General features: G+C 69.1%; 24 protein-coding genes. 7 read left to right on the top strand and 17 right to left on the bottom strand.

The annotated features are described in order from the left end of the window. Window positions 1–21: 21 nt before the first annotated feature. The 4 genes from AC3A6J_RS04615 to AC3A6J_RS04600 are packed head-to-tail and all read right to left on the bottom strand — an operon-like array spanning window position 22 to window position 4,023. Window positions 22–879, bottom strand: coding sequence for an HpcH/HpaI aldolase/citrate lyase family protein (locus AC3A6J_RS04615; RefSeq protein ID WP_487858738.1), 858 nt, complete (start codon window positions 877–879; stop codon window positions 22–24). Further along, entirely contained in the window at window positions 876–2,057 is a 1,182-nt protein-coding gene (locus AC3A6J_RS04610; protein WP_487858737.1) for a CaiB/BaiF CoA transferase family protein, read from the bottom strand. The genes AC3A6J_RS04615 and AC3A6J_RS04610 overlap by 4 nt, the downstream gene beginning before the upstream one ends. A 17-nt stretch (window positions 2,058–2,074) precedes the next feature. Continuing rightward, window positions 2,075–2,986 carry an HTD2 family dehydratase gene (locus AC3A6J_RS04605; RefSeq protein ID WP_487858736.1) on the bottom strand — a complete coding sequence of 304 codons (912 nt, stop codon included), beginning with the start codon at window positions 2,984–2,986 and terminating at the stop codon, window positions 2,075–2,077. Window positions 2,987–3,006: 20 nt separating this feature from the next. Then, the gene (locus tag AC3A6J_RS04600) at window positions 3,007–4,023 is read right to left on the bottom strand and encodes a tripartite tricarboxylate transporter substrate binding protein (RefSeq protein WP_487858735.1); all 1,017 of its coding nucleotides are present in this window, start codon (window positions 4,021–4,023) and stop codon (window positions 3,007–3,009) included. Window positions 4,024–4,119: 96 nt separating this feature from the next. On the opposite strand from AC3A6J_RS04600, the gene AC3A6J_RS04595 reads away from it, so the two are divergent. Further along, on the top strand, window positions 4,120–5,034 hold the full coding sequence (locus tag AC3A6J_RS04595) for a LysR family transcriptional regulator (protein WP_487858734.1): 915 nt from the start codon (window positions 4,120–4,122) through the stop codon (window positions 5,032–5,034). A gap of 335 nt (window positions 5,035–5,369) precedes the next feature. Here the strand turns inward: AC3A6J_RS04595 and AC3A6J_RS04590 are convergent, their stop codons facing one another. Continuing rightward, window positions 5,370–6,548 carry an acetyl-CoA C-acetyltransferase gene (locus AC3A6J_RS04590; RefSeq protein WP_487858733.1) on the bottom strand — a complete coding sequence of 393 codons (1,179 nt, stop codon included), beginning with the start codon at window positions 6,546–6,548 and terminating at the stop codon, window positions 5,370–5,372. 47 nt (window positions 6,549–6,595) lie between these two features. Further along, the gene (gene phaC, locus AC3A6J_RS04585; protein WP_487858732.1) at window positions 6,596–8,362 is read right to left on the bottom strand and encodes a class I poly(R)-hydroxyalkanoic acid synthase; all 1,767 of its coding nucleotides are present in this window, start codon (window positions 8,360–8,362) and stop codon (window positions 6,596–6,598) included. A gap of 110 nt (window positions 8,363–8,472) precedes the next feature. Here phaC and AC3A6J_RS04580 point away from each other — a divergent pair, with 110 nt between their 5' ends. Beyond that, window positions 8,473–8,793, top strand: a complete 321-nt coding sequence (locus tag AC3A6J_RS04580) for a hypothetical protein (protein ID WP_487858731.1) — start codon at window positions 8,473–8,475, stop codon at window positions 8,791–8,793. On the opposite strand, the gene pgeF is transcribed toward AC3A6J_RS04580, so the two are convergent. Together pgeF and maiA are read right to left on the bottom strand one after the other, a co-directional pair. Next, on the bottom strand, window positions 8,725–9,489 hold the full coding sequence (gene pgeF / locus AC3A6J_RS04575) for a peptidoglycan editing factor PgeF (protein WP_487858730.1): 765 nt from the start codon (window positions 9,487–9,489) through the stop codon (window positions 8,725–8,727). The genes AC3A6J_RS04580 and pgeF overlap by 69 nt on opposite strands. 73 nt (window positions 9,490–9,562) lie before the next feature. Beyond that, complete coding sequence (gene maiA / locus AC3A6J_RS04570; RefSeq protein ID WP_487859338.1) at window positions 9,563–10,201, bottom strand: maleylacetoacetate isomerase; 639 nt, start codon at window positions 10,199–10,201, stop codon at window positions 9,563–9,565. A 101-nt stretch (window positions 10,202–10,302) separates the two neighbouring features. On the opposite strand from maiA, the gene AC3A6J_RS04565 reads away from it, so the two are divergent. The 3 genes from AC3A6J_RS04565 to AC3A6J_RS04555 are packed head-to-tail and all read left to right on the top strand — an operon-like array spanning window position 10,303 to window position 12,088. Beyond that, window positions 10,303–11,004 (top strand): fumarylacetoacetate hydrolase family protein, encoded by a 702-nt coding sequence (locus AC3A6J_RS04565; protein ID WP_487858729.1) that lies wholly within the window; start codon window positions 10,303–10,305, stop codon window positions 11,002–11,004. A gap of 19 nt (window positions 11,005–11,023) precedes the next feature. Further along, window positions 11,024–11,575 carry an NUDIX hydrolase gene (locus tag AC3A6J_RS04560; RefSeq protein WP_487858728.1) on the top strand — a complete coding sequence of 184 codons (552 nt, stop codon included), beginning with the start codon at window positions 11,024–11,026 and terminating at the stop codon, window positions 11,573–11,575. Window positions 11,576–11,608: 33 nt separating this feature from the next. Next, window positions 11,609–12,088 carry a CreA family protein gene (locus AC3A6J_RS04555; protein WP_487858727.1) on the top strand — a complete coding sequence of 160 codons (480 nt, stop codon included), beginning with the start codon at window positions 11,609–11,611 and terminating at the stop codon, window positions 12,086–12,088. Here the strand turns inward: AC3A6J_RS04555 and AC3A6J_RS04550 are convergent. Together AC3A6J_RS04550 and AC3A6J_RS04545 are read right to left on the bottom strand one after the other, a co-directional pair. Further along, complete coding sequence (locus AC3A6J_RS04550; RefSeq protein ID WP_487858726.1) at window positions 12,081–13,757, bottom strand: FAD-dependent oxidoreductase; 1,677 nt, start codon at window positions 13,755–13,757, stop codon at window positions 12,081–12,083. The two genes, AC3A6J_RS04555 and AC3A6J_RS04550, sit on opposite strands and share 8 nt — an antisense overlap. Window positions 13,758–13,766: 9 nt before the next feature. After that, window positions 13,767–14,750, bottom strand: a complete 984-nt coding sequence (locus tag AC3A6J_RS04545) for a Bug family tripartite tricarboxylate transporter substrate binding protein (RefSeq protein ID WP_487858725.1) — start codon at window positions 14,748–14,750, stop codon at window positions 13,767–13,769. A 93-nt stretch (window positions 14,751–14,843) separates the two neighbouring features. On the opposite strand from AC3A6J_RS04545, the gene AC3A6J_RS04540 reads away from it, so the two are divergent. After that, window positions 14,844–15,755, top strand: a complete 912-nt coding sequence (locus tag AC3A6J_RS04540) for a LysR family transcriptional regulator (RefSeq protein ID WP_487858724.1) — start codon at window positions 14,844–14,846, stop codon at window positions 15,753–15,755. Between the two features lie 71 nt (window positions 15,756–15,826). Continuing rightward, a complete protein-coding gene (locus tag AC3A6J_RS04535; protein ID WP_487858723.1) occupies window positions 15,827–16,330 on the top strand; it encodes a murein hydrolase activator EnvC family protein in 504 nt (167 codons plus the stop codon). A gap of 19 nt (window positions 16,331–16,349) precedes the next feature. Here AC3A6J_RS04535 and AC3A6J_RS04530 read toward each other — a convergent pair whose 3' ends face one another. The 7 genes from AC3A6J_RS04530 to AC3A6J_RS04500 form a co-directional block, all read right to left on the bottom strand. Then, complete coding sequence (locus AC3A6J_RS04530; RefSeq protein ID WP_487858722.1) at window positions 16,350–17,978, bottom strand: phospholipase D family protein; 1,629 nt, start codon at window positions 17,976–17,978, stop codon at window positions 16,350–16,352. A gap of 138 nt (window positions 17,979–18,116) precedes the next feature. Beyond that, complete coding sequence (locus tag AC3A6J_RS04525; RefSeq protein WP_487858721.1) at window positions 18,117–20,537, bottom strand: catalase; 2,421 nt, start codon at window positions 20,535–20,537, stop codon at window positions 18,117–18,119. Between the two features lie 120 nt (window positions 20,538–20,657). Continuing rightward, window positions 20,658–21,251: a hemerythrin domain-containing protein gene (locus AC3A6J_RS04520; RefSeq protein WP_487858720.1), complete on the bottom strand. Its 594-nt coding sequence runs from the start codon at window positions 21,249–21,251 to the stop codon at window positions 20,658–20,660. Between the two features lie 49 nt (window positions 21,252–21,300). Further along, window positions 21,301–21,795, bottom strand: coding sequence for a hemerythrin domain-containing protein (locus AC3A6J_RS04515; protein WP_487858719.1), 495 nt, complete (start codon window positions 21,793–21,795; stop codon window positions 21,301–21,303). Window positions 21,796–21,916: 121 nt separating this feature from the next. After that, window positions 21,917–22,420, bottom strand: coding sequence for a hypothetical protein (locus tag AC3A6J_RS04510; protein WP_487858718.1), 504 nt, complete (start codon window positions 22,418–22,420; stop codon window positions 21,917–21,919). 8 nt (window positions 22,421–22,428) lie between these two features. Further along, on the bottom strand, window positions 22,429–23,208 hold the full coding sequence (locus AC3A6J_RS04505) for an alpha/beta hydrolase family protein (protein WP_487858717.1): 780 nt from the start codon (window positions 23,206–23,208) through the stop codon (window positions 22,429–22,431). Next, window positions 23,189–24,328, bottom strand: coding sequence for a DUF3182 family protein (locus AC3A6J_RS04500; RefSeq protein ID WP_487858716.1), 1,140 nt, complete (start codon window positions 24,326–24,328; stop codon window positions 23,189–23,191). Before AC3A6J_RS04500 ends, AC3A6J_RS04505 begins: the two co-directional genes overlap by 20 nt. Window positions 24,329–24,346 lie beyond the last annotated feature (18 nt).

Here is a 24,346-nt window from a genome sequence, read left to right as displayed (position 1 = left end):
TGTGAAATGGGGATCGGTGGTTCAGGCGTGCGCCATCCCGAGCAGGCGTTCGGCCAGGCGCAGCACGGGCGCATCGACCATGCGGCCGTCGAGGCTCGCGACGCCGCCGCCCGAGGCGCCCACGGCCTGCACCACGCGGCGCGCCCAGGCGAGCTCGTCGGCGCTCGGGCCGAGCCCCGCCTGCACCGGCGCGACCTGGTCGGGGTGGATGCAGAGCTTGGCGCCGAAGCCGCCGCGCCGGGCGCGTGCCGTGTCCGCAGCCAGCCGCGTCGCATCGCGCCAGTCGGCCGTGACGCCGTCGATCGGCGCAGCCAACCCGGCGCGGCGCGAAGCCAGCACCAGCGCAAGGCGCACCGGCACCAGCTCGGCCTCGTCGGCATCGCAGGCCAGGCCGAGGTCGGCCTGGAAATCGAGGTGGCCGAAGGCCAGCCGCAGCACCCGGGGCGCGGCGGCGATTTCATCGGCCGCCGCGAGGCCCGCGGCCGACTCGACCAGCGGCACCAGCACGCCGCCGCCGCCAACCACCGCGGCCACACGCGCCAGGTCGGCTACGCGCTCGGCCTTGGGCACCACGATGCCGGCCACGAGACCCTGCGCGGCCAATGCACCGGCCTGCGCGCAGTCGTCTTCGTGCCAGGGCGTGCCGGGCGCGTTGATACGCAGCAGCACACGCCCGCGGGCATCGGATACCAGCGCGGCGAGCGAAGCCGCAAGGCCGTCGCGCGCGGACGCCTTGCGCTCGGGCGCGACCGCATCCTCCAGGTCGACGATCACCGCGCCCGCACCTGCGGCCAGCGCACGCGCGTGGCGCTCGGGACGGTCGGCCGGCACGAAGAGAAAAGTACGCGCCAGTGCGAGCGGCGCCGTGTTCGGGGTCACACCGCGCCCGCCTCGCGCAATGCCGCGATCTCGGCCTCGCCGCGGCCCAGGCTGCGCAGGATCGCTTCGGTGTGCTGGCCCACCGCCGGTATCGGGTCCATGCGGTAGTCGAAGGCACTCTGCCGCCCCGCCGGCAGCAGCGCCGGGATCTCGCCGGCCGGCGAGCCCACCTGGCGCCAGCGCTCGCGCGCCTGCAGTTGCGGATGGGCCCACAGCCCCGCCATCTCGTTCATGCGGGCATTGGCGATCTGCGCGGCATCGAGCCGCTCGACCACTTGCGCGGTGCCGAGCGACTCGAATACCGCCACGATGATCGCGCGCAGCGCCTCGCGGTTGTCGTTGCGGCGCGCGTTGCTGTCGAAGCGCGGGTCGCTCGCGAGCGCCGGCTGCAGCAGCACCTTCTCGCAGAACAGGCGCCACTCGCGCTCGTTCTGCAGGCCCAGCATCACCGTGCCGCCATCGCCCGCAGGAAACGGGCCGTAGGGATAGATGGTCGCGTGCGCGGCGGCGCTGCGCGGCGGCGGCGTCGCGCCTTCGTAGGCGTAGTACATCGGATAGCCCATCCACTCGGCGAGCGACTCGAGCATCGACACGTCGATGTGGGAACCCTCGCCGGTCCTGCCGCGCTGCAGTAGCGCCGCGAGGATGCCGGTGTAGGCGTACATGCCCGCCGCGATGTCGGCGATCGAATTGCCCGACTTGCAAGGATCGTCGGGCGTGCCGGTGACCGACAGGAAGCCCGCCTCGCTCTGGATCAGCAGGTCGTAGGCCTTCTTGTCGCGGTAGGGCCCGTCGTCGCCGTAGCCCGAGATGTCGCAGACGATGAGCCGCGGATGCCGTGCCCGCAGCGCCTCGGCGTCCAGGCCCATGCGCGCGGCCGCGCCGGGCGCCAGGTTCTGCACCAGCACGTCGGCGCCGGCGATCAGTTCCTGCAGCACCGCGAGCGCGGCGGGCTGCTTGAGATCGAGCGTGAGGCTCTCCTTCGAGCGATTGACCCAGACGAAATGCGAGGCCTGGCCGGCCACGCGCGCATCGTAGGCCCGCGCGAAGTCGCCGGCGCCCGGGCGCTCGACCTTGATGACGCGCGCGCCGAGGTCGGCGAGCTGGCGGGTGCAGAACGGCGCCGCGATGGCGTGCTCGAGCGAGACGACGGTGATGCCGTCGAGCGGTCTTGTCATGGGCTGGTTTCTCCGTGTCATTCGAGCACCGCCGTGGCCTGCATCGTGAGCCAGCCGTCGGCGTCCTCCCCCCACAACGCAAAGCGCTTGCCGTCCGCCTGCGCCGCGTCGGGCCTGCCGTGCACCCGGAACGGCGCGATGTCGAAGGTCGGGCGCACCGCGCGGAACTCGAAGCGCGCGAGCTGCGTGCCCGGCACATGGCGGCGCAGCAGGTCGACCAGCAGCGTGGCGATCAGCGGACCGTGCACGATCAGGCCCGGGTAGCCCTCGACCTCGGTGACGTAGCGGCGGTCGTAGTGGATGCGGTGGCCGTTGAAGGTGAGCGCCGAATAGCGGAACAGCAGCACGTCGTCGGGCACGATGTCGCGGCTGAAGGCGGTGTCCCGGGGCGCGGGCTTGGGCGGCGGAACCGGCTCGCCGGGTTCGGCCGCGGCGCGGTAGACGATGTCGTGCTCCTCGGTCAGCGCCAGGCCGCGCGCGTTGTGTACCTCGTGGCGCACGAGCACGAACACCAGCGCCCCCGTGCGGCCCGCCTTGTGCGTGACCGAGACGATGCGCGAACGGCGCTCGGCCCGGTCGCCGACGCGCAGCGGGTTGCCGGCTTCCCACGCCAGCCGGCCGCCTGCCCACATGCGGCGCGGCAGCGGCACCGGCGGCAGGAAGCCGCCGCGCCGGGCGTGGCCGTCGTCGCCGAGCTCCGACTGGCGATGATGCGGCAGAAAGTAGAGCCAATGCCAGAGCGCGGGCAACGGCGTGCCAGCCGACGGCGGCGGGTCGTCGCGGTCGAGCGTGGCACAGAGCGCGCGAACAGGCGCGGCGGTGATCTCGTCGGCGAGCGTTTCGCTGCGGCCCTCCCAGGCCTGGAGCGTTGCGAGCGTCTCGGCGTCGATCGATGCAGTGGGGTTGTTGTCGTGGTTCGAACGAGGCATGGCGGGTGTTGTTGGTTTCTTCAATCGACTGCCGCGCCCGACGCCTTCACGATCCGCGCCCACTTGGCGAGATCGGCCTGCAGCAGCGCCGCGAACTGGTCGGGCGACGTCGGCGGTGCGATCTCGACGCCCTGTTGTTCGAGCTTGTCGCGCAGGTCCTGCGCGTCCAGCGCCTTTCGCGTGGCTTCCTGCAGCGTGGCCAGCACGTCGGGCGGCACACCCGCAGGCGCGAACAGGCCGATCCAGAGCGTGCCGCTGTAGCCCGGCACCGCCTCGGCGATGGTGGGCACCTCGGGCAGCACGGCCGAGCGACGGTCGCCGCTCACCGCCAGCGCGCGCAGCTTGCCGGCCTTGATGTGGGCCAGCGCCGAAGGCAGGCTCGCGAACACGATCGGCAATTGCCCGCCGAGCACGTCGTTGAGCGCGGGCGCGACGCCCTTGTACGGCACGTGCTGCAGCGAGATGCCGGCCATGCTGTTGAGCATTTCGCCGAGCAGGTGGTTGAGCGTGCCGTTGCCGGCCGAGGCGTACTGGTAGGCCGCGCCCTTCGTGCGCGCGAGCCTCAGGAATTCGCCGAGGTCTTTGGCCGGGAACGAGGGATGGACCAGCAGCACGTTGGGCACTGCGCCGATCAGGCCGACGGGCCTGAAATCCGTCACCGGGTCGAAGCCCGGGCTCTTGTAGAGCGCCGGGTTGATCGCCTGGCTGCTGCTGATGGTCATGAGCAGCGTGTGGCCGTCCTTCGGCGCCTTCGCGACCAACTGCGTGCCGATGTTGCCGCCCGCGCCGGGGCGGTTGTCGACCACCACGCTGGCGTTGTTCTTCATCACCTCGCCAAGCTTCTGGCCCACGAGCCGGCCGACGATGTCGTTGGTGCCGCCCGCGGCCTGCGGCACGACGAGCGTGACGGGGCGAGACGGATAATTTTCAGCGTGCGCGGGGCCGAACGGCAGCAGCGCGGTCGCGGCGGCGGTGGTCAACGCCAATGCCACGCAGGCGAGCGGGCGTCGTAGCGCAAGGGGTGTGGTTGTCTCCATGCCCGCATGGTGTTCGCCGCCGGCGCCCCGTGCAATCTGCGAATTCGGAACCCAGCCTTCCATGGTTCCGAAGGCTCGGGGTCTACCATCGCCCCCATGCTCTTCGACCTGACCGACCTGCGCCTGTTCGTGGCCGCGGCCGAACTCGGCAACCTCACGCGCGCTGCCGAGCGCCAGCACCTGTCGCTGGCGGCCGCGAGCGCGCGCATCAAGGCGCTCGAAACCCAGGCCGGCCTGCAGCTGCTGCAGCGCGAAGCACGTGGCGTGCGCCTGCTGCCGCCGGGCGAAGCCTTCTTACACCATGCGCGGCTGGTGCTGCACCAGACGGAACAGTTGCGCGCCGACCTGCTCGAATACGGCGGCGGCCTGCGCGGCCATCTGCGCGTGTTCGCCAACACCACGGCGGTGACAGATTTTCTGCCCGAGATCCTGCCCGGCTTTCTGGCGCGCAATCCGCGCATCAACATCGACCTTCAGGAAAAACCGAATGCTCAGATTCCGCGCGGTGTGCTCGACGGCCGTGCCGACATCGGCATCGTCGCCGGCCGCGTCGACACGCTGGGCCTCGAGGCGATCCACTTCAGCACCGACCGGCTGGTGCTCGCGACCTCGCGCAAGCACCGCTTCGCGAAGCGCCGCAGGATCTCGTTCGCCGAGACGCTCGAGGAAGATGCGATCGGCATGCAGCAAGGCAGCACGCTGCAGGCCTTTCTTTCGCAGATCACCGACAACCTCGGCAAGCGGCAGAAACTGCGCATCCAGCTCGGCAGTTTCGACGCCATGTGCCGGATGATCGGCAGCGGCGTGGGCATCGGCGTGGTGCCCGAGTCGGCCGCACGGCGCAACTGCGAGAGCATGCAGCTGGCGCTGATCGAGCTCAGCGATACCTGGTGCGTGCGGGAGCGCTACCTGCTGGTGCGCGACCGGGCGGCGCTGCCGATCTATGCGCAGGCGCTGGTCGAGACACTGTGCCGGCACTATGTCGACGAGCCGCCCGCCGCCACGGCCTGAGCGCCGCGCCTGTTTCTCGCCAAAACAAGGACTTGCGGGCGACTTGTGCGGAAGTCAGCGCCGTCCCCAGTTTCCGTGGACAACTTTGGGGATAACTGATGTTCTTCCTTGTAAACGTTATCTAAGCTGTTGTTTTACAAAGGGAATAATCAGTTTGCTCAATTTTTGAGCGGTGCACAAGATGGTCTCGGAGCGGGACGCGCGTTCAGGGCGTGTGCCCAGGCCGCCGGGTACTCCCCTGCGCGAATGTCCCCCGCCGCAGGCCGGGGGACATTCGCGGAGAAAGGTACCCCGTCGGCGGGATCGCGCCCTGAAAGCAGCGCCCCGCCGAAACGCTAGCGCTCGATCGTCAGCGCCACGCCCATGCCACCGCCGATGCACAGCGACGCGATGCCCTTCTTCGCGTTCTGGCGCTGCATCTCGTGCAGCAGCGTCACCAAGATGCGGCAACCCGACGCGCCGATCGGATGACCGATGGCGATGGCGCCGCCGTTCACGTTGACCTTGTTCACGTCCCAGCCCATTTCCTTGTTCACCGCGCAGGCCTGTGCGGCAAAGGCTTCGTTGATCTCGAGCAGGTCGAGGTCGGCGGCCTTCCAGCCGGCGCGCTGCAGCGCCTTGGTCGAGGCGGGCACAGGGCCCATGCCCATGATGGCCGGGTCGAGTCCGGCCGTGGCGTAGCTCGCGATGCGGCCCAGCGGCTTGAGGCCGAGCGCGGCCGCCTTCTTGGCCGTCATCACCATCACCGCAGCAGCGCCGTCGTTCAGGCCCGACGCATTGCCCGCGGTCACGCCGCCGGCCTTGTCGAACGCGGGGCGCAGTCCGGCGAGGCCTTCGGCGCTGGTCTTGCGGTTGATGAACTCGTCCTGGTCGAAGACCAGCGGATCGCCCTTGCGCTGCGGAATGCTCACCGGCACGATCTCGTCCTTGAACTTGCCGGCATCCTGCGCGGCCGCGGCCTTGGTCTGGCTGCCGAGGGCCAGCTCGTCCTGCGCCGCACGGTCGATGCCGAACTTCTTGGCCACGTTCTCGGCCGTGATGCCCATGTGGTACTGGTTGTAGACGTCCCACAGGCCGTCGACGATCATCGTGTCGACCAGCTTCCAGTCGCCCATGCGCTGGCCGTTGCGCGAATTGGGCAGCACGTGCGGCGCCATGCTCATGTTCTCCTGGCCGCCGGCGATCACGATCTCGCTGTCGCCCGTGGCCACGGCCTGCGCCGCGAGCATCACGGCCTTCAGGCCCGAGCCGCAGACGGCGTTGATGGTGAGCGCTGGGGTTTCCTTCGCGCCGCCGCTCTTGAGCCATGCCTGGCGCGCCGGGTTCTGCCCAGCGCCCGCCGCCAGCACCTGGCCCATGATCGCCTCGCCGACCTGCTCGGGCGTGAGCTTGGCGCGCGCGATCACTTCCTTGATGACGAGGGCGCCCAGCTCGGTGGCCGCAATGCCGGCCAACGAGCCGCCGAACTTGCCGACCGGCGTGCGTGCAGCCGAAACGATGACGATGTCTTCCATTTGGGTTCTCTCCGTTGATGTGTGATTTGGAAGGGTGCGGGCGAAGATCAGGCGCGAGCCTTCACGTAGCGCCCGGGCGCCGGCTCGATCGCCTTGTAGGCCTTGCCGTTGCCATAGGCCTTGGGCGCGGCAACCTGTTTGCCGCCGTGGCCCTTGAGCCATTGTGCCCAGTCGGTCCACCAGCTTCCGGGCTGCTCCTTGGCGCCGGCGAGCCATTCGGCCTGGGTCTTGGGAAACTTGCCGTCTTCGCGCAACCAGTGGCTGCGCTTCTTCTTGGCGGGCGGGTTGATCACGCCGGCGATGTGGCCCGAAGCGCCCATCACGAAGCGCTTCTTGCCCGGCAGCAGCTGCGTGGAGGCATAGGCGCCGCCGATCGGCACGATGTGGTCCTCGCGCGAGCCGTAGATGTAGGCCGGGATGTCGATGCGGCCGAGGTCGATCTTCTCGCCGCAGACCGTGAGTGCACCGGGCTTGGCGAGCTTGTTCTCGTGATAAGTGTTGCGCAGGTACCAGGTGTAGAACGGCCCCGGCAGGTTGGTGGCGTCGCTGTTCCAGTAGAGCAGGTCGAACGGCGGCGGCGTCTCGCCCTTGAGGTAGTTGCCGACCACGTAGTTCCAGACCAGGTCGTTCGGCCGCAGGAAGCTGAAGGTCGAGGCCAGGTCCGTGCCGGGCAGCAGGCCGCCCTTGCCGAGCTGCATCTCGCGGTACTTGACCATCGGCTCGTCCACGAAGATGTCGAGGATGCCGGTGTCGCTGAAGTCGAGGAAGGTCGTCAGCAGCGTGAGCGACGCAGCCGGCTTCTCGCCGCGCGCCGCGAGCACCGCGAGCGCGGTGCTCAGGATCGTGCCGCCGACGCAGAAGCCGAGCGCATTGATCTGCTTGCTCGCGCCGATCTCCTGCACCACGTGGATTGCCTTGATCGCCGCCTGCTCGATGTAGTCGTCCCAGGTGGCATGGGCGAGCGACTCGTCGGGGTTGCGCCAGCTCACGACGAACACGCGATGCCCCTGCTCGTTGGCATAGCGGATCAGCGAGTTCTCGGGCTGCAGGTCGAGGATGTAGAACTTGTTGATGCACGGCGGCACCAGCAGGAACGGCCGCTCGTGCACCTTGGCCGTGAGCGGCTTGTACTCGAGCAGCTGGAACAGCTCGTTCTCGAACACCACCGCGCCCTCGGTCGTCGCGACGTTGCGGCCGACCTCGAAGGCGCTTTCATCGGTCATGCTCAGGTGGCCCTGCTTCACGTCGTGCAGCAGGTTCTGGATGCCGCGCGCAATGCTCTCGCCGCGCGTGTCGATGGCCTTCTTCTGGGCTTCGGGGTTGAGTGCGAGCGAATTGCTCGGCGACGCAGCGGCCATCCATTGCTCGACCGCGAAGCGCAGGCGCGAGCGGGTCTTCTCGTCGGCCTCGACCGCCTCGGCCATGCGCAGCAGGGTGCGGCCGTTGAGCAGGTACACCGCGGCCGCAAAGGACGACAGCGGATTGCTGCCCCAGGCCTCGCCGGCGAAGCGCCGGTCGCCCTCGGGCCGCGCCTCCAGGCCCTTGCGCCAAAGCTCGTTCGCCTCGGCAACGTAGTCCTGCTGAATCGCCTGCAGCTTCTCGGGCGGCACGGACAGGCGCGGCATCTCGGGCATCTGCGGCATGCCGGGCATCTCGGGCATCGGCGGCAACTGCCAAAGCGGCTTGCCGGCAAAGGCTGCGGGTGTCTGCCCGGCCGCCTGCTGGAACGCCTGCATGGCCTGGGCCCAGCCGTCTGAAAACGCCTTCTGGAGCGGTGCGAATGCCTCTGCCCCCGTTGCTTGTTGCTTTGTCATGTCTTCGGGTCCTCGCCTGAATCGATACGGATGGCTTGCGCGTTTTGAGTATCCTGCATTTCCCGAGGCCTCCGAAGCGGCGGCCTTCCACTTACCTGCTGAAACCTGCTGTGTTCATCCACCTGATCGTGATCGGCTGGCTCTACGTCGTCGTGATGATGGCCGTGGCCGAGGCCACCAACACCACGGGCACCGTGCTGGGTGCCATCTTCACATTTCTTTTGTACGGATTGGCGCCCGTGGCACTGGTGGTTTACCTGATGGGCGCGCCGGCGCGGCGGCGCGCGATCAAGCAGCGCGAGGCCGAGGCCCAGGAAGCTGCTCGGCAGGCCGCGGCGGCCGAGAAGGCGGCCGCGCTGGCTTCAGCGCTTCCAGACCAGGGCAGCGAAGCGCCCGCTGACGCCGTCGCGCCGGTGCGAAAAGAACCGTGAGGGATTGCCGACCGTGCACCACTCGGCGCTGCCGTCGTTGCCATGCAGTTGCACCAGGCCCACTGCGCGCAACCGCTGGCGCGCCAGCGACGGCAGGTCGGCCAGCCATTTGCCGGGCGCTGCCGCGGGTGCGAAGCAGGCTGCCGCCTCAGGGGCATGCGCCTCGAAAGCGGCCTTGACCTCGGCCCCGACCTCGAAGGCCGTGGGGCCGATGCAGGGCCCGAGCCAGGCCATCAGCTCGCCGGCCGGCGCGTCGAACCCTGCGACCGTGCGCTCCAGCACGCCCTCAGCGAGCCCACGCCAGCCCGCATGCGCGGCCGCCACGCGCCGGCCGGCCCTGTCGGTGAACAGCACCGGCAGGCAGTCGGCCACCATGATCGTGCAGGCCACGCCGGCCGCAGTGGTGGTGGCAGCATCGGCCGCCATGCCGTCGGGGTAAGGCTGGGCGCCATCGAGCATCGCCACCCCGGTGCCGTGCACCTGCTGCAGGAACACCGGCCGCGCACCGTCCAGCGCCTGCGCCAGCCGGGCCCGATTGGTCGCCACGTCGGCTGGGGCATCGCCCACGTGGTCGCCGAGGTTGAGGCTTTCGTAGCGCCCTGCCGACACCCCGCCGTCCCGCGTCGTGCACAGCGCCTGCACATTCGGCGGCGCCGGCCAGTCGGGCACGAGCCACTCCGGCTCGGGTGCGTTCACTGGTGCACCCTTGGCGCTACGCGCCTTCCCGCCAAGCGGGAGCGAGCTTGCTTGGGGCGGCCCGGCGCGGCGCTCATGCCTCGGCGTCTGGAGCCTGCGAGGGCTGCGCGCGCTGGAACGCGTCGAGCGCCATGCAGGCCTCGAACGCGGCCATGGTGCGCGGCAGGCCGCTGAAGTCGCAATCGAAGCGCCTGCCGTTGAAGATCTGCGGCACCAGGCAGCAGTCGGCCAACGTGGGCGTGTGGCCGTAGCAGAAGGTGCTGTCCGGGTGCTGCGCGAGCTGCCGCTCGAACGCCAGCATGCCTTCGCGCACCCAGTGGCGATACCACGCGTTCTTGGCCGCGTCGTCGAGCTTCAGGTCTTTCACGAGGTACTTGAGCACGCGCAGGTTGTTGAGCGGATGGATCTCGCAGGCGATCGACTGCGCCAGTGCACGCACATGCGCCCGTCCCACCGGGTCGGTTGGCAGCAGCGGCGGCTCGGGATGCGTCTCGTCGAGGTATTCGATGATTGCCATCGACTGCGAGAAGCGCTCGCCCTCGTCCTCGAGCAGCGGCACCAGCATGTCGGGCGAGATGGCCGAGAACGGGCCCGAGCGGTGGTCGCCGCGCGCGATGTGGACGGGGATGTACTCGAAGTCCAGGCCCTTGAGGTTCAGCGCGATGCGCACGCGGAACGATGCGGAGGAACGGAAGTAGTTGTGCAGCTTCATCATGCCGTGAGCATAGCGCCGGGCGGCGCAGAGCGGCGGCGCGGGCCTGCCTCTGGCACACTGCCGTTTTCCCAGATTTTTCGCTGAAAAGGACAGACGCAATGGCTTCCGAGTTTGTTTTCGCCCCGCCCGCGACGGTTTCGGTTCCGGTGGTCGGGCAGACGGCCCGCTTTCCGGTGCACCGCATCTATTGCGTGGGCCGCAACTACGAGGACCACGCGAAGGAAATGGGCTTCACCGGCCGCGAACCGCCCTTCTTCTTCATGAAGCCGGCCGATGCCGCGGTCGTGGTCGAAGACGGCCAGACCGGCACCATCGCCTACCCCGCGCTGACGAAAAACCTGCACCACGAGATCGAGCTCGTGGTGGCGATCGGCACGGGCGGGCGCAACATCCTGGCCGCCGACGCGCACAAGCACATCTACGGCTACGCCGTGGGCCTCGACATGACGCGCCGCGACCTGCAGGGCGAGATGAAGAAGCAGGGCCGCCCCTGGGACATCGGCAAGGGCTTCGAGCAGAGCGCGCCCATCGGCCCGATCGTGCCGGTGGCCCAGGCCGGCGACGCCGAGAAGGCCGAGATCTCGTTGCAGGTCAACGGCACCGACCGCCAGCGCAGCACGGTCGCCAAGCTGATCTGGAACGTGGCCGAAACCATCGAGCACCTCTCGGCCGCCTGGGATCTCCAGCCCGGCGACCTGATCTTCACCGGCACGCCCGAAGGCGTGGCGGCGGTGGTGGCGGGCGACACGCTGGTGGGCGAAGTGGCGGGGCTGCCCAAGCTCACGGTCAAGGTCGTCTGAACCCGACGGTCGGCCTCGCATGATCCTGCGCGTACCCATCAAGCACTGCAAGAACTGCGGCACCGCGGTGGTCTACCGCGTCCCCGACGACGGCGACACCAAGGAGCGCGCCGTCTGCCCGGCCTGCAGCACCATCCACTACGAGAACCCGCTCAACGTGGTGGGCACCATTCCCGTGCTCGGCGACAAGGTGCTGCTGTGCAAGCGCAACATCGAGCCGCGCTGGGGCAAGTGGACCCTGCCCGCGGGTTTCATGGAACTCGGCGAGACCACGGCCCAGGGCGCGGCGCGCGAGACCGACGAGGAGGCCGGCGCCCACTACGAGATGGAAGGCTTGTTCGCGGTGATCAGCGTGGTGCGCGTGGGCCAGGTGCACATGTTCTACCGTGCCCGGCTGCTCGACGACCGCTTCGACCCGGGGCACGAGACCATCGAGGCGAAGCTCTTCACCGAGGAAGAGATTCCCTGGGAAGAGATCGCCTTCCGCACGGTGCGCGAGGCGCTCGAACACTATTTCGAGGATCGACGGCGCGGCAGTTTCGACCGCGTCCATGAACTCAGCATCGTCTGAGCCTCGGCATCGTTCAAGGGAGATAAAAAACAAATGTCGAAAAGAACCGTTCGCACCGGCGCCCTCCTCGGGCTCCTGCTCATCGCCGCCTCGGCGCGCGCCGAAGCCATCGGAGAGGTGGACACCGCGTTCAAGCTCATCGGCCCCGACCACAAGATCGTGGTCGAGGCCTACGACGACCCCAAGGTCAACGGCGTGACCTGCTACGTCTCGCGCGCCAAGACCGGCGGGATCTCAGGCGCTTTCGGGCTGGCCGAAGACACCTCCGACGCCTCGATCGCCTGCCGCCAGGTCGGTCCGGTGAGCATGCCGCAGCCCCTGCCCAAGCGCGAGGAAGTCTTCAGCGAGCGGCTGTCGATCCTGTTCAAGCGGCTGCGCGTGGTGCGCATGGTCGACCCGAAGCGCAACACGCTGGTCTATCTCACCTATTCCGAGCTCCTGATCGACGGTTCGCCGAAGAACAGCATCACCGCGGTGCCGATCGATCGCGGCACGCCGATTCCGCTCAAGTAGGCCGTCCCTCGGCGGCGCGTGCCGCCCCCCGCAGCAGGGCGACCAAGGCGGCTGGATCGGCCGGCACACGGTCGCCGCGCCACACCACGTGCTGGTCGGCACGGCACAGCACCAGGCGATGGCGGTAGGCGCGCGGAATTTCCCCGGCCTCGACGTCGAGCACCGACAGCGGCAGCCGCGCGGCATGCGCCGCCTGCGCGAGCGCCTGGACATCCGCGCGGCGGTCGAAGCGCAGCAGCGTGTAGCCGGGGCCGAAGGCGTCGTAAAGCGAGCGCCCGTCGCTCAGCCACAGATGCGGCGCGCGGCAGCCGGGCACGGTCGATGGCGTGAAGTCGCCCATGGTGTACGGGGGAGCCTCCTCGCCGTCCGCCACGATGATGGGCGAGCCCGTGTAGAAATAGCCGAAGTTGAGGCCGGCGCAGCAGAACTGCTGCACATTCAGCGCGTACGCCTCGCGCCCGACCTCCGCCCGCAGCGCGTCGCCTTCGAGGCCCGGCGCCTCGATGTCCGGCGGAACGGCGCGGCGCGCGCGAATCATCTTCTGCGCATGGTCCATCGCGAACTGCGAGACCTGCTCGGTGATCGGCTGGCGCTCGGCTTCGTAGGCGTCGAGGATGCGCTCGTCGGCCCAGCCTTGCACGCAGGCCGCGAGCAACCACGAGAGGTTGATCGCATCGGCGATGCCGGCGTTCATGCCATAGCCCGCATACGGTACCCACAGGTGTGCCGCGTCGCCGGCGATGAACACGCGGCGGTCTCGGAAGCGGTCCGCCACCAGGCGGCGGCCCACCCAGTCTTCCTTGCTGATCACCTCGTAGCGGAAGTCCTCGCCGACGCCGAGGATCTCGCGGATCGAGCGGTCGCGGTCCACCGAATCGAACTCGGGCTCGTCGGCATTCAGATGGTTGTGCACCAGCCAGGTCTCGTGCCCGTCGATCGCGAACATCGTGCCGCAGCGTCGCGGATTGACCGCGTAGCAGGACCAGGCCGGCTTGCCCGGAATCATCGCGCGCAGCTGCGGCGCGCGGATGTAGGTCGATTGCACGCGCTGGATCACGGGCGTGCCTTCCAGCTTGGCGCCCATGCGCTTGCGCACGCCCGAGCTGCCGCCGTCGCAGCCCACCAGGTAGCGGCAGCGGATGCGGCGTGTGTCGCCGCTGTCGAGGTCGGTGGCAAGGGCGGTGACGCCCTCCGCGTCCTGCTCGAAGCCGGTGAGCTGCGTGCGGTTGAGGAGCTTCACGTTCGGCAGCGCGGCCGTGTGCTCGAGCAGGATGGGCTCGAGGAAGAGCTGGTTGATGCGGTGTGGCGGCTCGGGCGTCGGCCACCAGGCGTCGGGCCCCTCGGTCTCCGTATGGCGGTCGCGCCGGCACGGGATGGGAATGCGCGTGAGCTCGATGCCCGTCGCGCTGGTGCGGAACACCACATCGTTCGGGTAGTCGGCCGGCAACCCCGCGTCGCGCAGCTTCTGCGCCACCCCCAGGCGGCGAAACTGCTCCATGGTGCGCGCCGCCACGTGGTTGCACTTGACGCTGGGCGGCTCGGCGTAGCGCCGCGTCTCCACCACGAGCACCTTCACGCCGCGCGAAGCCAGGTCCATGGCCAGCGTCAGGCCCACCGGGCCGGCGCCGACCACGAGCACGTCGGCCTTCAGTTCTTCCTTTTCCTGCATGTCGTGTCTTCAGTCCAGCTTGATGTTCGCGGCCTTGATGACCGCGGCCCATTTCTTCGTCTCCGCGCGGATGTAGTCGTCGAAGGCCTTCACCGTGCCGGGCGCGGGCTCCACGCCCAGGTTGCGCATGGCGGCCTGGATCTGCTCGTCCTTCAGCGCCGCGTTGATCTCCGCATTCAACCGCGCCACGATGGGCGTCGGCGTGTCGGCCGGCGCCACCACGCCGAACCACCCGGTGGAGTCGTAGCCGGGCAGGCCGGCCTCCGCCACCGTCGGCACGTCCGGCAGCATCGGCAGGCGCTGCGCACTGGTGACCGCGAAGGCAAGCAACTTGCCGGCCTTGATCTGCTGCAGCGCCGAAGGCAGGTCCACCACGGCCAGCGGGATCTGGCCCGCCAACGTGTCGACGGCCGCCGGCCCCGAGCCGCGGTAGGGCACCTCGACCAGCTTCACATCCGCCATCTGCGCGAAGAGCGCCGCCGAAAGGTGCATGGCCGTGCCGTTGCCTCCGTGGCCGACCGAGAGCTTGCCCGGCTGTGCGCGCGCCAGCGCGACCAGTTCGGCCTGCGTCTTCACGCCGATGGAGGGATGGCCCACGATCACGAAAGGGATGGCCGCCAGCAGGCCCACCGGCCTGAAGTCCTTCTGCACGTCGAAGGGCATCTGCGCATAGAGGCTGCTGTTGGCCGAGAGCGCACCGGCGGCGCCGACGCCCAGCGTGTAGCCGTCGCCCGGCGCCTTGGCGGCCAGGGTCAGTCCGACGTTGCCGCCCGCCCCGGGGCGGTTGTCCACCACGACCGGCTGCCCCAGCCTGTCGTTGAGCTTCGGCACCAGCATGCGCACCACGGCGTCGGCGCTGCCGCCCGGCGGGAAAGTCACGATCACACGAATGGGTTTCTGGGGGAAATCCGCAGGCGCCTGGGCGCGCGTGGGGCCGGCGAGCAGTGCGGTGGCCCCGGCCAGCAGGACCAGGGCGCGGGAAAGTGTCTTCATCGAGCTTCCTTGTGATGTCTCCGAAAACGGATTGAACGGCAGCGCCATTCATTCGTAAATCAATAAATTACGAACGAAATATGATGTGACCTGATGAATCCCGCGCCCAAGTTCAGCCCGACCATCCGCCAACTGCGCGCCTTCCTCGCGGTGCACCAGCTGCGCAAGCTCAGTGCAGCGGCGGAGAAGCTGTACGTCACGCAGTCAGCCGTCAGCATGCTGATCCGGCAACTCGAAGAGGGATTGGGCACGCGGCTCTTCGACCGCACCACCCGCTCGCTGCAGCCCACCGCCGCGGCCACCGACATGCTGCCGGCCGCCGAGCGCATCCTGCGTGACGTGGACTCGCTCTCGGCCGACTTCCGCGAGCTGGCGCAACTGCAGCGCGGCCGCATCTGCCTGGCGATCACGCCCACCCTCGCCGCCTTCCTGCTGCCGGCGGCGATCCGCGGTTTCGGCCAGGCGCATCCGGGCGTGCGGGTGGTGGTCGACGACTGCGCGCCGGACCAGTTCGTCTCGCGCGTCATCGGCGAGCATGTGGACTTCGGCATCGGCACGCCCGAGCGGCCGGGCGCCGAGGTCGAGACAGAGACGCTGATGCGCGACCACCTGAGCCTGGTGTGCGCTCGCGGCCACCCGCTGGCCGCGAGCGCCAAGCCGGTGCGCTGGGCCGACCTGGCAGGCCATCCAGTCATCACGATGCGCCCTGGCTACGGCATCCGGCCCCTGATCGACCGCACGGCCGCACAGGCCGGCGTCGCGCTCGACGTGGTCAACGAGGTCTCCTTCCTGTCGACTGCGCTTTGGATGACGGCCAGCGGCATGGGGCCGTCGATCATGCCCTCGGCATTCGCCAGGGCCGCAGGCGACGAGGCATTGGTGGTGCGCAGCCTGACGGCACCGCGCGTGTCGCGCGACGTCTTCGTGGTCACGAAGCGGGGCCGCTCGCTGTCGGCGGCGAGCCGCAGCTTCATCGAGACGCTGCGGCATTTACAAGTTTGCTAGCATGGCAACGGTGGCTCGCCCCGCGTGCCGACCGAAGGAACCCTCCGCAACGAACCCGTTCCAAGAGAGCCATGGACATCCAGACCCTTGTTTCCCGTACCGGCGCCGCAGTGCTCGTGGCCGCCGCCCTCGCCGCCTGCACCACGCCGCTGCCGCCGCCGCGCCCGGCCCCGACCACCCCGCCACCGGCTCCGCAGCCCCAGGCGCTGTTCATCCGGCCCGCGAGCGGCGCCATCATTGCGCGCTTCGACGGGGTGCGCAACAAGGGCCTCGACATCGCGGGCAATCTCGGCGACCCGATCGTCGCCTCGCGCGACGGGCGCGTGGTCTATGTGGGCAACGAACTGGCTGGCTACGGCAACATGGTGATCGTCAAGCACGACGAGACCTTCCTCTCGGCCTATGCGCACGTGCAGAACACCCTCGTGAAGGAAAACGCGGTGGTGCGCCAGGGCCAGAGGATCGCCGAAATGGGCAAGAGCGGCAGCGACCGCACCAAGCTGCGTTTCGAGATCCGCCGCAACGGCACGGCGGTCGACCCCGAGCCCTACCTGAGCGGCCGGCTGCAGCAATAGCCGGCGGGCCGGCGCCGCGCTACAGCAGGCTCTCGGGCACCAGTGGCGCAAGCAGCTCCAGCTTCCAGCGCGACCAGAAGTCGGTTTCCGGTTCGGTGTGCAGGATGGTGTCGGCGCCATCGCCCGACGCCGGGCTCACCCATTCGATGCCCCCATCGGGCCCGAGCTGCAGTTGGTAGGCGCCGTCCAGCCGCATGAACCCGATGAGGCTGGTGAGCTGCTGCGCAAGCTGCGGGCTGAAGATGAAGATGCCGATCTCGGTGTTGTGCAGCATCGAGCGCGGATCGAAGTTCATCGACCCGATGAACACCAGGCTGCGGTCGATCACGGCCGACTTGCCGTGCAAGCGCCCGCTCGCCGAGCCGTACATGCCGAAGCGCTTGGTCTCTTCCACCCGCTTGGGGCTCAGTTCGTAGAGCGCCACGCCGAGCTGCAGCATCTCGGGCCGGTAGCGCCGGTAGCCGATGTGAACCAGCGACTCGTCGGTCGCGGCCAGCGAGTTGGTGACGATGGTGTAGCTCACGCCCTTCTGCCGCACGATGCGCATCGTCTCCATGCCGCCGCGCCCCGGGATCAGGTAGGGCGTGGTTTGCAGGATCTCGTGCTCCGCGGCGCGCAGGTAGCGCCGCACGTTGTAGAGCACGCTGTCGGTCGATTCGTCGGCCGGCAGGCCGCGCGTCTCGTCGGTGCGCCCGAGCGCCTTCGCGGGCGCGTCGGCGTAGGCCTCGGCGCGGCCCCACACGAGCGACAGCGCGCCGGCGTCGAGGTCCTTCTCCAACGCGTTGTTGCCGAGCAGGTCGGTCGAGGTCAGCGGCTCGGGGTGCAGCGTGTCGGGCCCTGCGGTCAGCTGCTCGAAGCGCTCGCGCCATTGCGCCGGCGTGGCCACATTGGTCTGGACCAGCGACTCGAGCGGATAGACGTAGGGGCTGTTCCAGTACATGTCGAACAGCGACGACAACCGCGGCACCACCGTGCCGGCCACGAGCGTGTCGACGTCGATGAAGTTCGAGCCGCCGTCCCGCAGAAAGTACTCGTTCGCGATGTTGCGCCCGCCCATCACGGCCATCGTGTTGTCCACCACGAAGAGCTTGTTGTGCATGCGGCGGTGCGCGCGGTCGAAGTCGAGCAGCGACGCGGCCCAGCGCGTGCTCAGGCGGTCGCGGCCGGCCGGGAACGGATTGAACATCCGCACCTCGACGTTGGCATGCGCGGCCAGCCCCGCGAACAGCGGATCGGCACCCGCGGTGTAGAGATCGTCCACCAGCAGGCGCACCCGCACGCCGCGCTCGGCCGCATCGCGCAGCGTGCGCAGCACGTAGCGGCCGGTCTCGTCGTTCTGCACCAGGTAGTACTGCACGTCGATCGAGCGCTGCGCCCGACGCGCCAGCTCGATGCGGGCATGCAGCGAATACTGCGGCATCGGCAGCAACCGAAAGCCGCTGAGCCCGCCTTCCGGCGGCGCCGCCGCCGCTACGAGACGGCCGAGCACGGTGTCCGCGCCATCCGAGATGGCCACCGAGGGCCTGCGTTCCACCCCCGACGGCAAACCGGCGCAGCCCACCAGCAGCAGCAGCAGCAAGGCGGCGCCGACCAGCAGCCAGCGCGCACGCCCGCGCCCGGGGTTTCGGAGAACGAGGTCTTCTGCCATCGGTGGGAGGTGTCGGGGTGCGGGGGGTGCGGCATATGTCATGCGCGCGGCTGGCGGTTTCTACCATGCCAGCGGGCACGCCGCCGCGCCCGGCATCCTCCCGGCCCAGGCGGTTCCTCGTCGACCTTCAGGTCGCGCCTACGGCATGGCCACGGCCGCCCCCAATTCGCGTGCTGGATGGCGATGCAGCGCCAGCGCGCCCACGAAGGCACTCAGCGCGGCCTCGAAGTTCTCGGCGCCGCCCTGCAGCACCCCCGGATCGGCATCGCCCGAGGGCAGCCGGTCGGAAACCTTCGCATCGGCCAGCAGCGAAGCCGACGCGCCGAGCGCGAGGATGGTCTTGCCGTGCTGGTACTGGTCCTTGATGAACTGCTCGGTATGGAAGTCCTTCGAGAGGATCTGCACGGCCTGGGCGCCATCGGGCAGCACGAGCGCGTCGAACAGGAACCCGGGTTCGTTCTCCAGCGACGCGTCGGCCTCCATCGTCTCGCCCTCCGCGGTGCGGAACGGTCCGATGCGCGGCCCCACCAGCCGGCCCACCGCGCCTTCGGCCAGCAGCGCGGCCTGGATCGCCGCGATCTGACCGCCCTGCGCGCCGTCGGCCACGAGCAAGGCCACCTTGCGCGTGCGCACCGACCCGTCGCCCGGGCGCGCCATCAGCGACAACGCAGGCGACCGCGTCACCTCGGGCTTCGGCGGCTGCGGGAGTGCGCGCGGCAGTGCCGGCGGCACGGGAATGCCGAGCCCGTCGGCCACCTGCTGCGCGAGCGCCGGCGAGGCGTTGACGAGGCTCGCCACCACGCGCTCGCGCACGGCCGGCACGGTGCACTTCGACAGCTCGAAGCGGAACGCCGCCGCGATGTGCGCCTGCTCGGCGGGTGTCTGGCTTTCGAAGAACAGCGTCGCCTGCGTGTAGTGGTCGGCGAACTTCTCGGGTTTGCCGCGCACCTTGTCCTGGTCCACGATGCGCTGCGGAAAGGTCATGAAGCCGGCCGATGCCCCGGCCTGGAACGGACAGCCGCCGCCCAGCGAATTGGGCTCGTAGGCGACGCGTCCGCGGTGGATGGCCTGGCGGTGCATGCCGTCGCGCTGGTTGTTGTGCACCGGTGCGATCGGCGCGTTGATCGGCAGCTCGTGGAAGTTCGGTCCACCGAGGCGCGTGATCTGCGTATCGACATACGAATGGATGCGCCCGGCCAGCAGCGGGTCGTTGGAGAAGTCGATGCCGGGCACCACGTGCGCGGTGCAGAAGGCCACCTGCTCGGTCTCGGCAAAGAAATTGTCGGGGTTGCGGTTCAACACCATGCGGCCCACGGGCGTGATCGGCACCAGTTCCTCGGGCACGATCTTGGTGGCATCGAGCACGTCGAAGCTGAAGGCCTCGGCCTCTTCCTCGGTGAAGATCTGCAGGCCCAGCTCCCACTCGGGAAACTCGCCGGCCTCGATGGCCTCCCACAGGTCGCGCCGATGGTAGTCGGGGTCTGCGCCCGAGATCTTCACCGCCTCGTCCCACACCAGCGAATGCGTGCCGAGCACCGGCGTCCAGTGGAACTTGCAGAACACCGAGTTGCCGGCGTCGTTCACGAGCCGGAAGGTGTGCACGCCGAAGCCCTGCATCATGCGGTAGCTGCGCGGGATGGCGCGGTCCGACATCTGCCACATCAGCATGTGCGCCGACTCAGGCATGAGCCCGACGAAGTCCCAGAAGGTGTCGTGCGCGCTCGCGGCCTGCGGCATCTGGTGATGCGGCTCGGGCTTGACCGCGTGGACCAGGTCGGGAAACTTCATCGCGTCCTGAATGAAGAACACGGGCATGTTGTTGCCCACCAGGTCCCAGTTGCCCTCGTCGGTATAGAACTTGACCGCGAAGCCCCGCACGTCGCGCGCGGTGTCCTTGGAGCCGCGCTCGCCCGCCACGGTCGAGAAGCGCACGAACACCGGCGTGATCTTCCCGGCCTCGCGCAGCGGCGCCGCCTTGGTGAACTGCGGAATGCCTTCGTAGCTTTCAAAGTAGCCGTGCGCGCCCGATCCGCGGGCATGCACGATGCGTTCGGGAATGCGTTCGTGGTCGAAGTGCGTGATCTTCTCGCGAAGGATGAAATCTTCCAGCAGGGCCGGGCCGCGCAGGCCCGCCTTGAGCGAGTTCTGGTTGTCCGCGATCGGCACGCCCTGGTTGGTCGTGAGCCGCTGTCCGCCCGAATCCACGCGCACCCGGTCGAGCGACTCGATGGTGGCGTTCAGGCCGGGCATCGCCATGCCGCCGGTCTTCTCGGAGCCGACTTCCTCGGACAGCGTGCTGGCAGTCGCGGCCGGCGACAGCGGCGCGACCGACTGCCCCTGCGGCGGCCGCAGCGCGTTGGCATGGCCATGCTCGAGCGGCTTGCCGACATTGAACGGCATGCTCGCCGCCAGTGCCTGCGCATGTGCCGCTTTCTGCGAAGGCGGATCGCGTGGCTCGCCCGGCGGCAGGTTGGCGGCACCGCTGTCGGTGTTGCGGGCGGCTGCGGCTGCGCTGGTCACGGCGCTGTTGGAGGTAGGGGGCTGTTTGGAACGAGGCATGAAAACTCCGTAGGTAAGAAAAAGCCCGCGGCGCGAACGCAGCGGACAGCAGGAAGCGGTCGACCCCGATGTGCACCGGGGCCGACGCCTGGAGAAGCCAGCGATATCAATGCGGCGCGCTCATGCGCGCGCGTGCCTGCGCAGATGGCCGCTTCGGCGCGCCAGCAACAGGCCGGCCGCCGCCAGCCCGACCACCGCGATGGCGGCGGTATTGCCCGAGGCTGCGCGGCCCATGTCGACCGCGATTTCGCCCGAGCGGGGACCGACCAGCTGCAGGCGACGCTTGGTCATCTGCGCGCCAAGGTCGCCGAGCCGGTCGGCCAGCAGCGTCTCGGCCGCGGGCAGCACGATGGTTTCCTCGTCCGCCACGTGGTGCATCACGTCGCGCATCAGCGCGGCGAGCGTATCGTCGTAGTCGCGCGCTTCGGGCTCCATCGCGCGCAGCAGGCCGATGAGCCGCCGCATCTCGGCATGCTCTTCCATCGACTTGTTGATGCGCTCGTCGTCCGTCACCTTGCGCACCTCGGGATAAAAGATTTCTTCCTCGAGCTGCGCATGGATTTCGAGCGCGGTGCAGATCGTGTTGACCAGGCCCTTCTTCACCCGCGCCGACGCGCTCGGCTTGTACTGGTGATAGGTGGACATCACGTGCGTGTGATCCAGGCGAATCATGTTGGTCGCCGTGGGGAAAAGCCGGGAAACGAGACCGGTCATAGGACCTCCACAGGAAAGTGGGGAGGCACCAAGGGCGCCTCCGGGGGCGTCAAGCCGATGCGGTGAGCTCTTCCATGAGCTCTTCCTTGCGCGCGGTGAGCTGATCGCGCATGGCGACCAGGTCGAGGCCGCGCGCGGCGCGTGCCTTGACGAAGATCTCGTTGCGCTCTTCCTTCACGTGGTGGTCGATGTACTCGCCGAGAACGATGACCTTGGCGTCGAACATGTCGTCGACGTCGGCAGCGCCTTCGATCTGCGCGATCAGGTCCTTGGCGCTCGCGTGCTCGACCTCGGCTTCGTCGAGGAGATCGGTCTCGCTGAGCGCTTCGCGCAGCGCGGGATAAAAGATCTCTTCCTCGATCTGCGCATGAACGGTGAGCTCCATGCAGATCTGGTTGGCGAGCTCGCGCTTCTTCTGCTGCGCGCTGGCGGCGCGCGAATGGGTCAGCTCCTCGTACTCCTTGAACATCTTCTTGACGTTGCGGTGGTCGGTGTCGAGAAGGCTGCAGGCATCGGGTGCCGAGCGCTTGGTGGAAGTGGGCATCGTGGGCTCCGGTTTGGTTGAATGGGAACTCAACGATGGGAGGGCTGCCGGGCGCGCGACGTAGGAAAGCTCCTTGAGTGAACGTACTAGCCGCACTACGAACCGCACTGCGCGGCGGCCGTCAGCGTGCGCGGGCGCCGCGCTGCGCCAGCAGGCAGCCTGCGGCGAGCCCGATCGCGAACAGCCCGTAGACCACGCCCATCGACAGCGTCGAGAGGTGCCGCTCGAAGCCCGGCGTGAGGCGGCGCGGCGTGACGGTGTAGTCGATCGTGCAGGCCACCACGGTGGCCACGCCGGCACCGGCAAGGGCTTGCGACACGGTCCGTGGCGGATGCCGCTCGGCATGCAGCCAGGCATAGAGCACCGCCCAGAACACGGCGCTCGCATGGTGCGTGGCATAGCCGATCCCGGTGTGCCTGAGCGTGGGCCGCCGTGCGGCAAAGGCTTCGTCGTCGCCCCAGAGCCAGTGGCTGGTGGCGTTGGTGGGCGCCACCATGCTGCCGGCCTCGCGACGGCCGCAGAGCATCAGCGCGGCGGTGGAGGCAAGGCTGGCGCAGGTGCCGGCAACAAGGCCGGTGCGCAGCACCGGAAGCAGGCGGGGTGAGTCATTCGTTGCAAAGGTCATGTCGAGCCTCATGCGGGTGATTGGGAAACACGACGAGCCAGGCCGCCGGTCGCGCTTGCGCCGAGGGTCATCTCGGTCATCCACGACACCAGCAGCTGCCCGTAGGCCTGCCGGTGCGACTGCTTCGACAGCGCATGGTCGGCGCCGGACAGCACGCGGTAGGTGGCCGAGCGCACGCGCTTGAAGGCGCCCAGGTAGTTCTCGATCACCGGGTGCGGCACGATCTGGTCGTGCTCCGATTCGACGATCAGCACGTCGCCCGTGAACGCCTCGCAGGCCGCGAGCGCGCGGTTGTCGCGCGGGCCGACGAGCGTGCGCCGGTAGGCCACCAGGTCGGGCCTGCTGAGCTGCCCCTTGGGCGCCAGCCACTCGCGGTCGCGGTAGAGCGCGGGCGCGCGCAGCGCGAGCCAGCGCACCGGACGCATCGCACTGACGAGCGCGGCCAGGTAGCCGCCGTAGCTGCTGCCGACGATCGCGATCGCTTCGGGGTCGACGGTCGGATGGCTGATGAGCGTGTCGTAGGCGGCGAGCACGTCGCGCAGGTTGTCCTCGCGCGTGACCTCCTGGCGCAGCGAGGCATGGCGCGCATGGCCGCGCAGGTCGAAGGTCAGGCAGACGCAGCCGAGCGCGGCGATCTCGTGCGCCCGTGCGATGTACTGCTCCTGGCTGCCGTCCCAGCCATGGACCAGCAGCACGCCGGGCACCATGGTGGAAGCGGCGACGAGGGTGCCAGCGATGTGCTGGCCGTCCACGGAGATGTCGATGAAGTTATGTCGTGTCGCTGTCATAAGGTTGAAACAGGGCGTACTTGGTCAGCGGTCCGACCTGACGGTCTACGCCCTGGTAGTGCACCGTGGCGCCGGCCGGCACGTCGGGTGCGTCGCCATAGGCCTCGAAGCACGAGACGCGCACGCGCTCGAGCACCGGGTCGCGCCAGAAGCATTCGAGCGCGACCATCTCGGCGCCGGTGGCGCCGCCCACGCGCCACGACTGCTCGAGAACGCCCGATCGCCAGTGGCCGTCCGGCGTGGTTCCCTGCGCCACGTCGTAGTTCACGCGCGACGCGAAGAAGCCGGGGTAGCTGTCGACCACCGCCTGGTGGTAGCGCCGCGCCTGGTCGATCGCGAGGCGCAGCGCCGGCATCGGCTGTGTGCTGGCGAGCAGCGCGTCGAAGTTGCCGCGCACCAGCGTCAGGTCGGAGCCGCCATAGACCTGCTGGCCGGCGTTGTCGGCGGTCATGCGCTGCCGGCCGTAGTAGCTCACCAGCATCTGATCGACAAGCACCTGCCCCACGCTGAAGGTTTCGGGCCGCGTGAGGTTCTGCTCGATCACCACGCCATGCAGCCCGATCTCGCTCTCGTCCATGGCCGCAAGGCAGCGGTCGAGCGCTTCGGCATCGGCCGCCACCGACTGGCCGCGCCCGCCGGTGGCGCACACGGGCTTGATGCGCACGGTGCCCCGGTCGAGCAACTGGCGGCCGGCCCAGCGCGCGTCTTCGAGCGTGAAGGCCGAAAAGCCGTCGAGCACCGCATCGGCGACGGCGGCGGCGAAGCCGGGCGCCCAGCCTTCGGGGCAGACTGCCGCCCGGCCCACCAGCGGATGCGTGATCGCCTTGGTGGCCACGAAGGGATACGGCACCACGCCGCCGAACAGGTCGTGCGGCGTGGAGATGCCGAGCGAGCGCGCCAGTTGCGTGCTCGCGATGGTGTCGCTCGGCACGAAGTACAGCGGCGTGCCTTCGTGCGCGCGCGAGGCGTCGAATTCGCCCGTGAACCGAAACTGCTTCAGTGCCGCGAGCCGCTCGGCGAAGTTGCTGCGCGTGGCGCGTTCGTGGTCGCTGGCGTAGGCCTGCGGATCGGCGCTCCACACCACCACGCTGCCACCGGTGCTTTGGAGGACCGTGTCCACGAGGGCAGCTCCCGAACC

This window comes from Variovorax sp. Soil_C_39, assembly GCF_057656815.1.
This window is presented reverse-complemented; position numbering and strand designations above follow the sequence as displayed.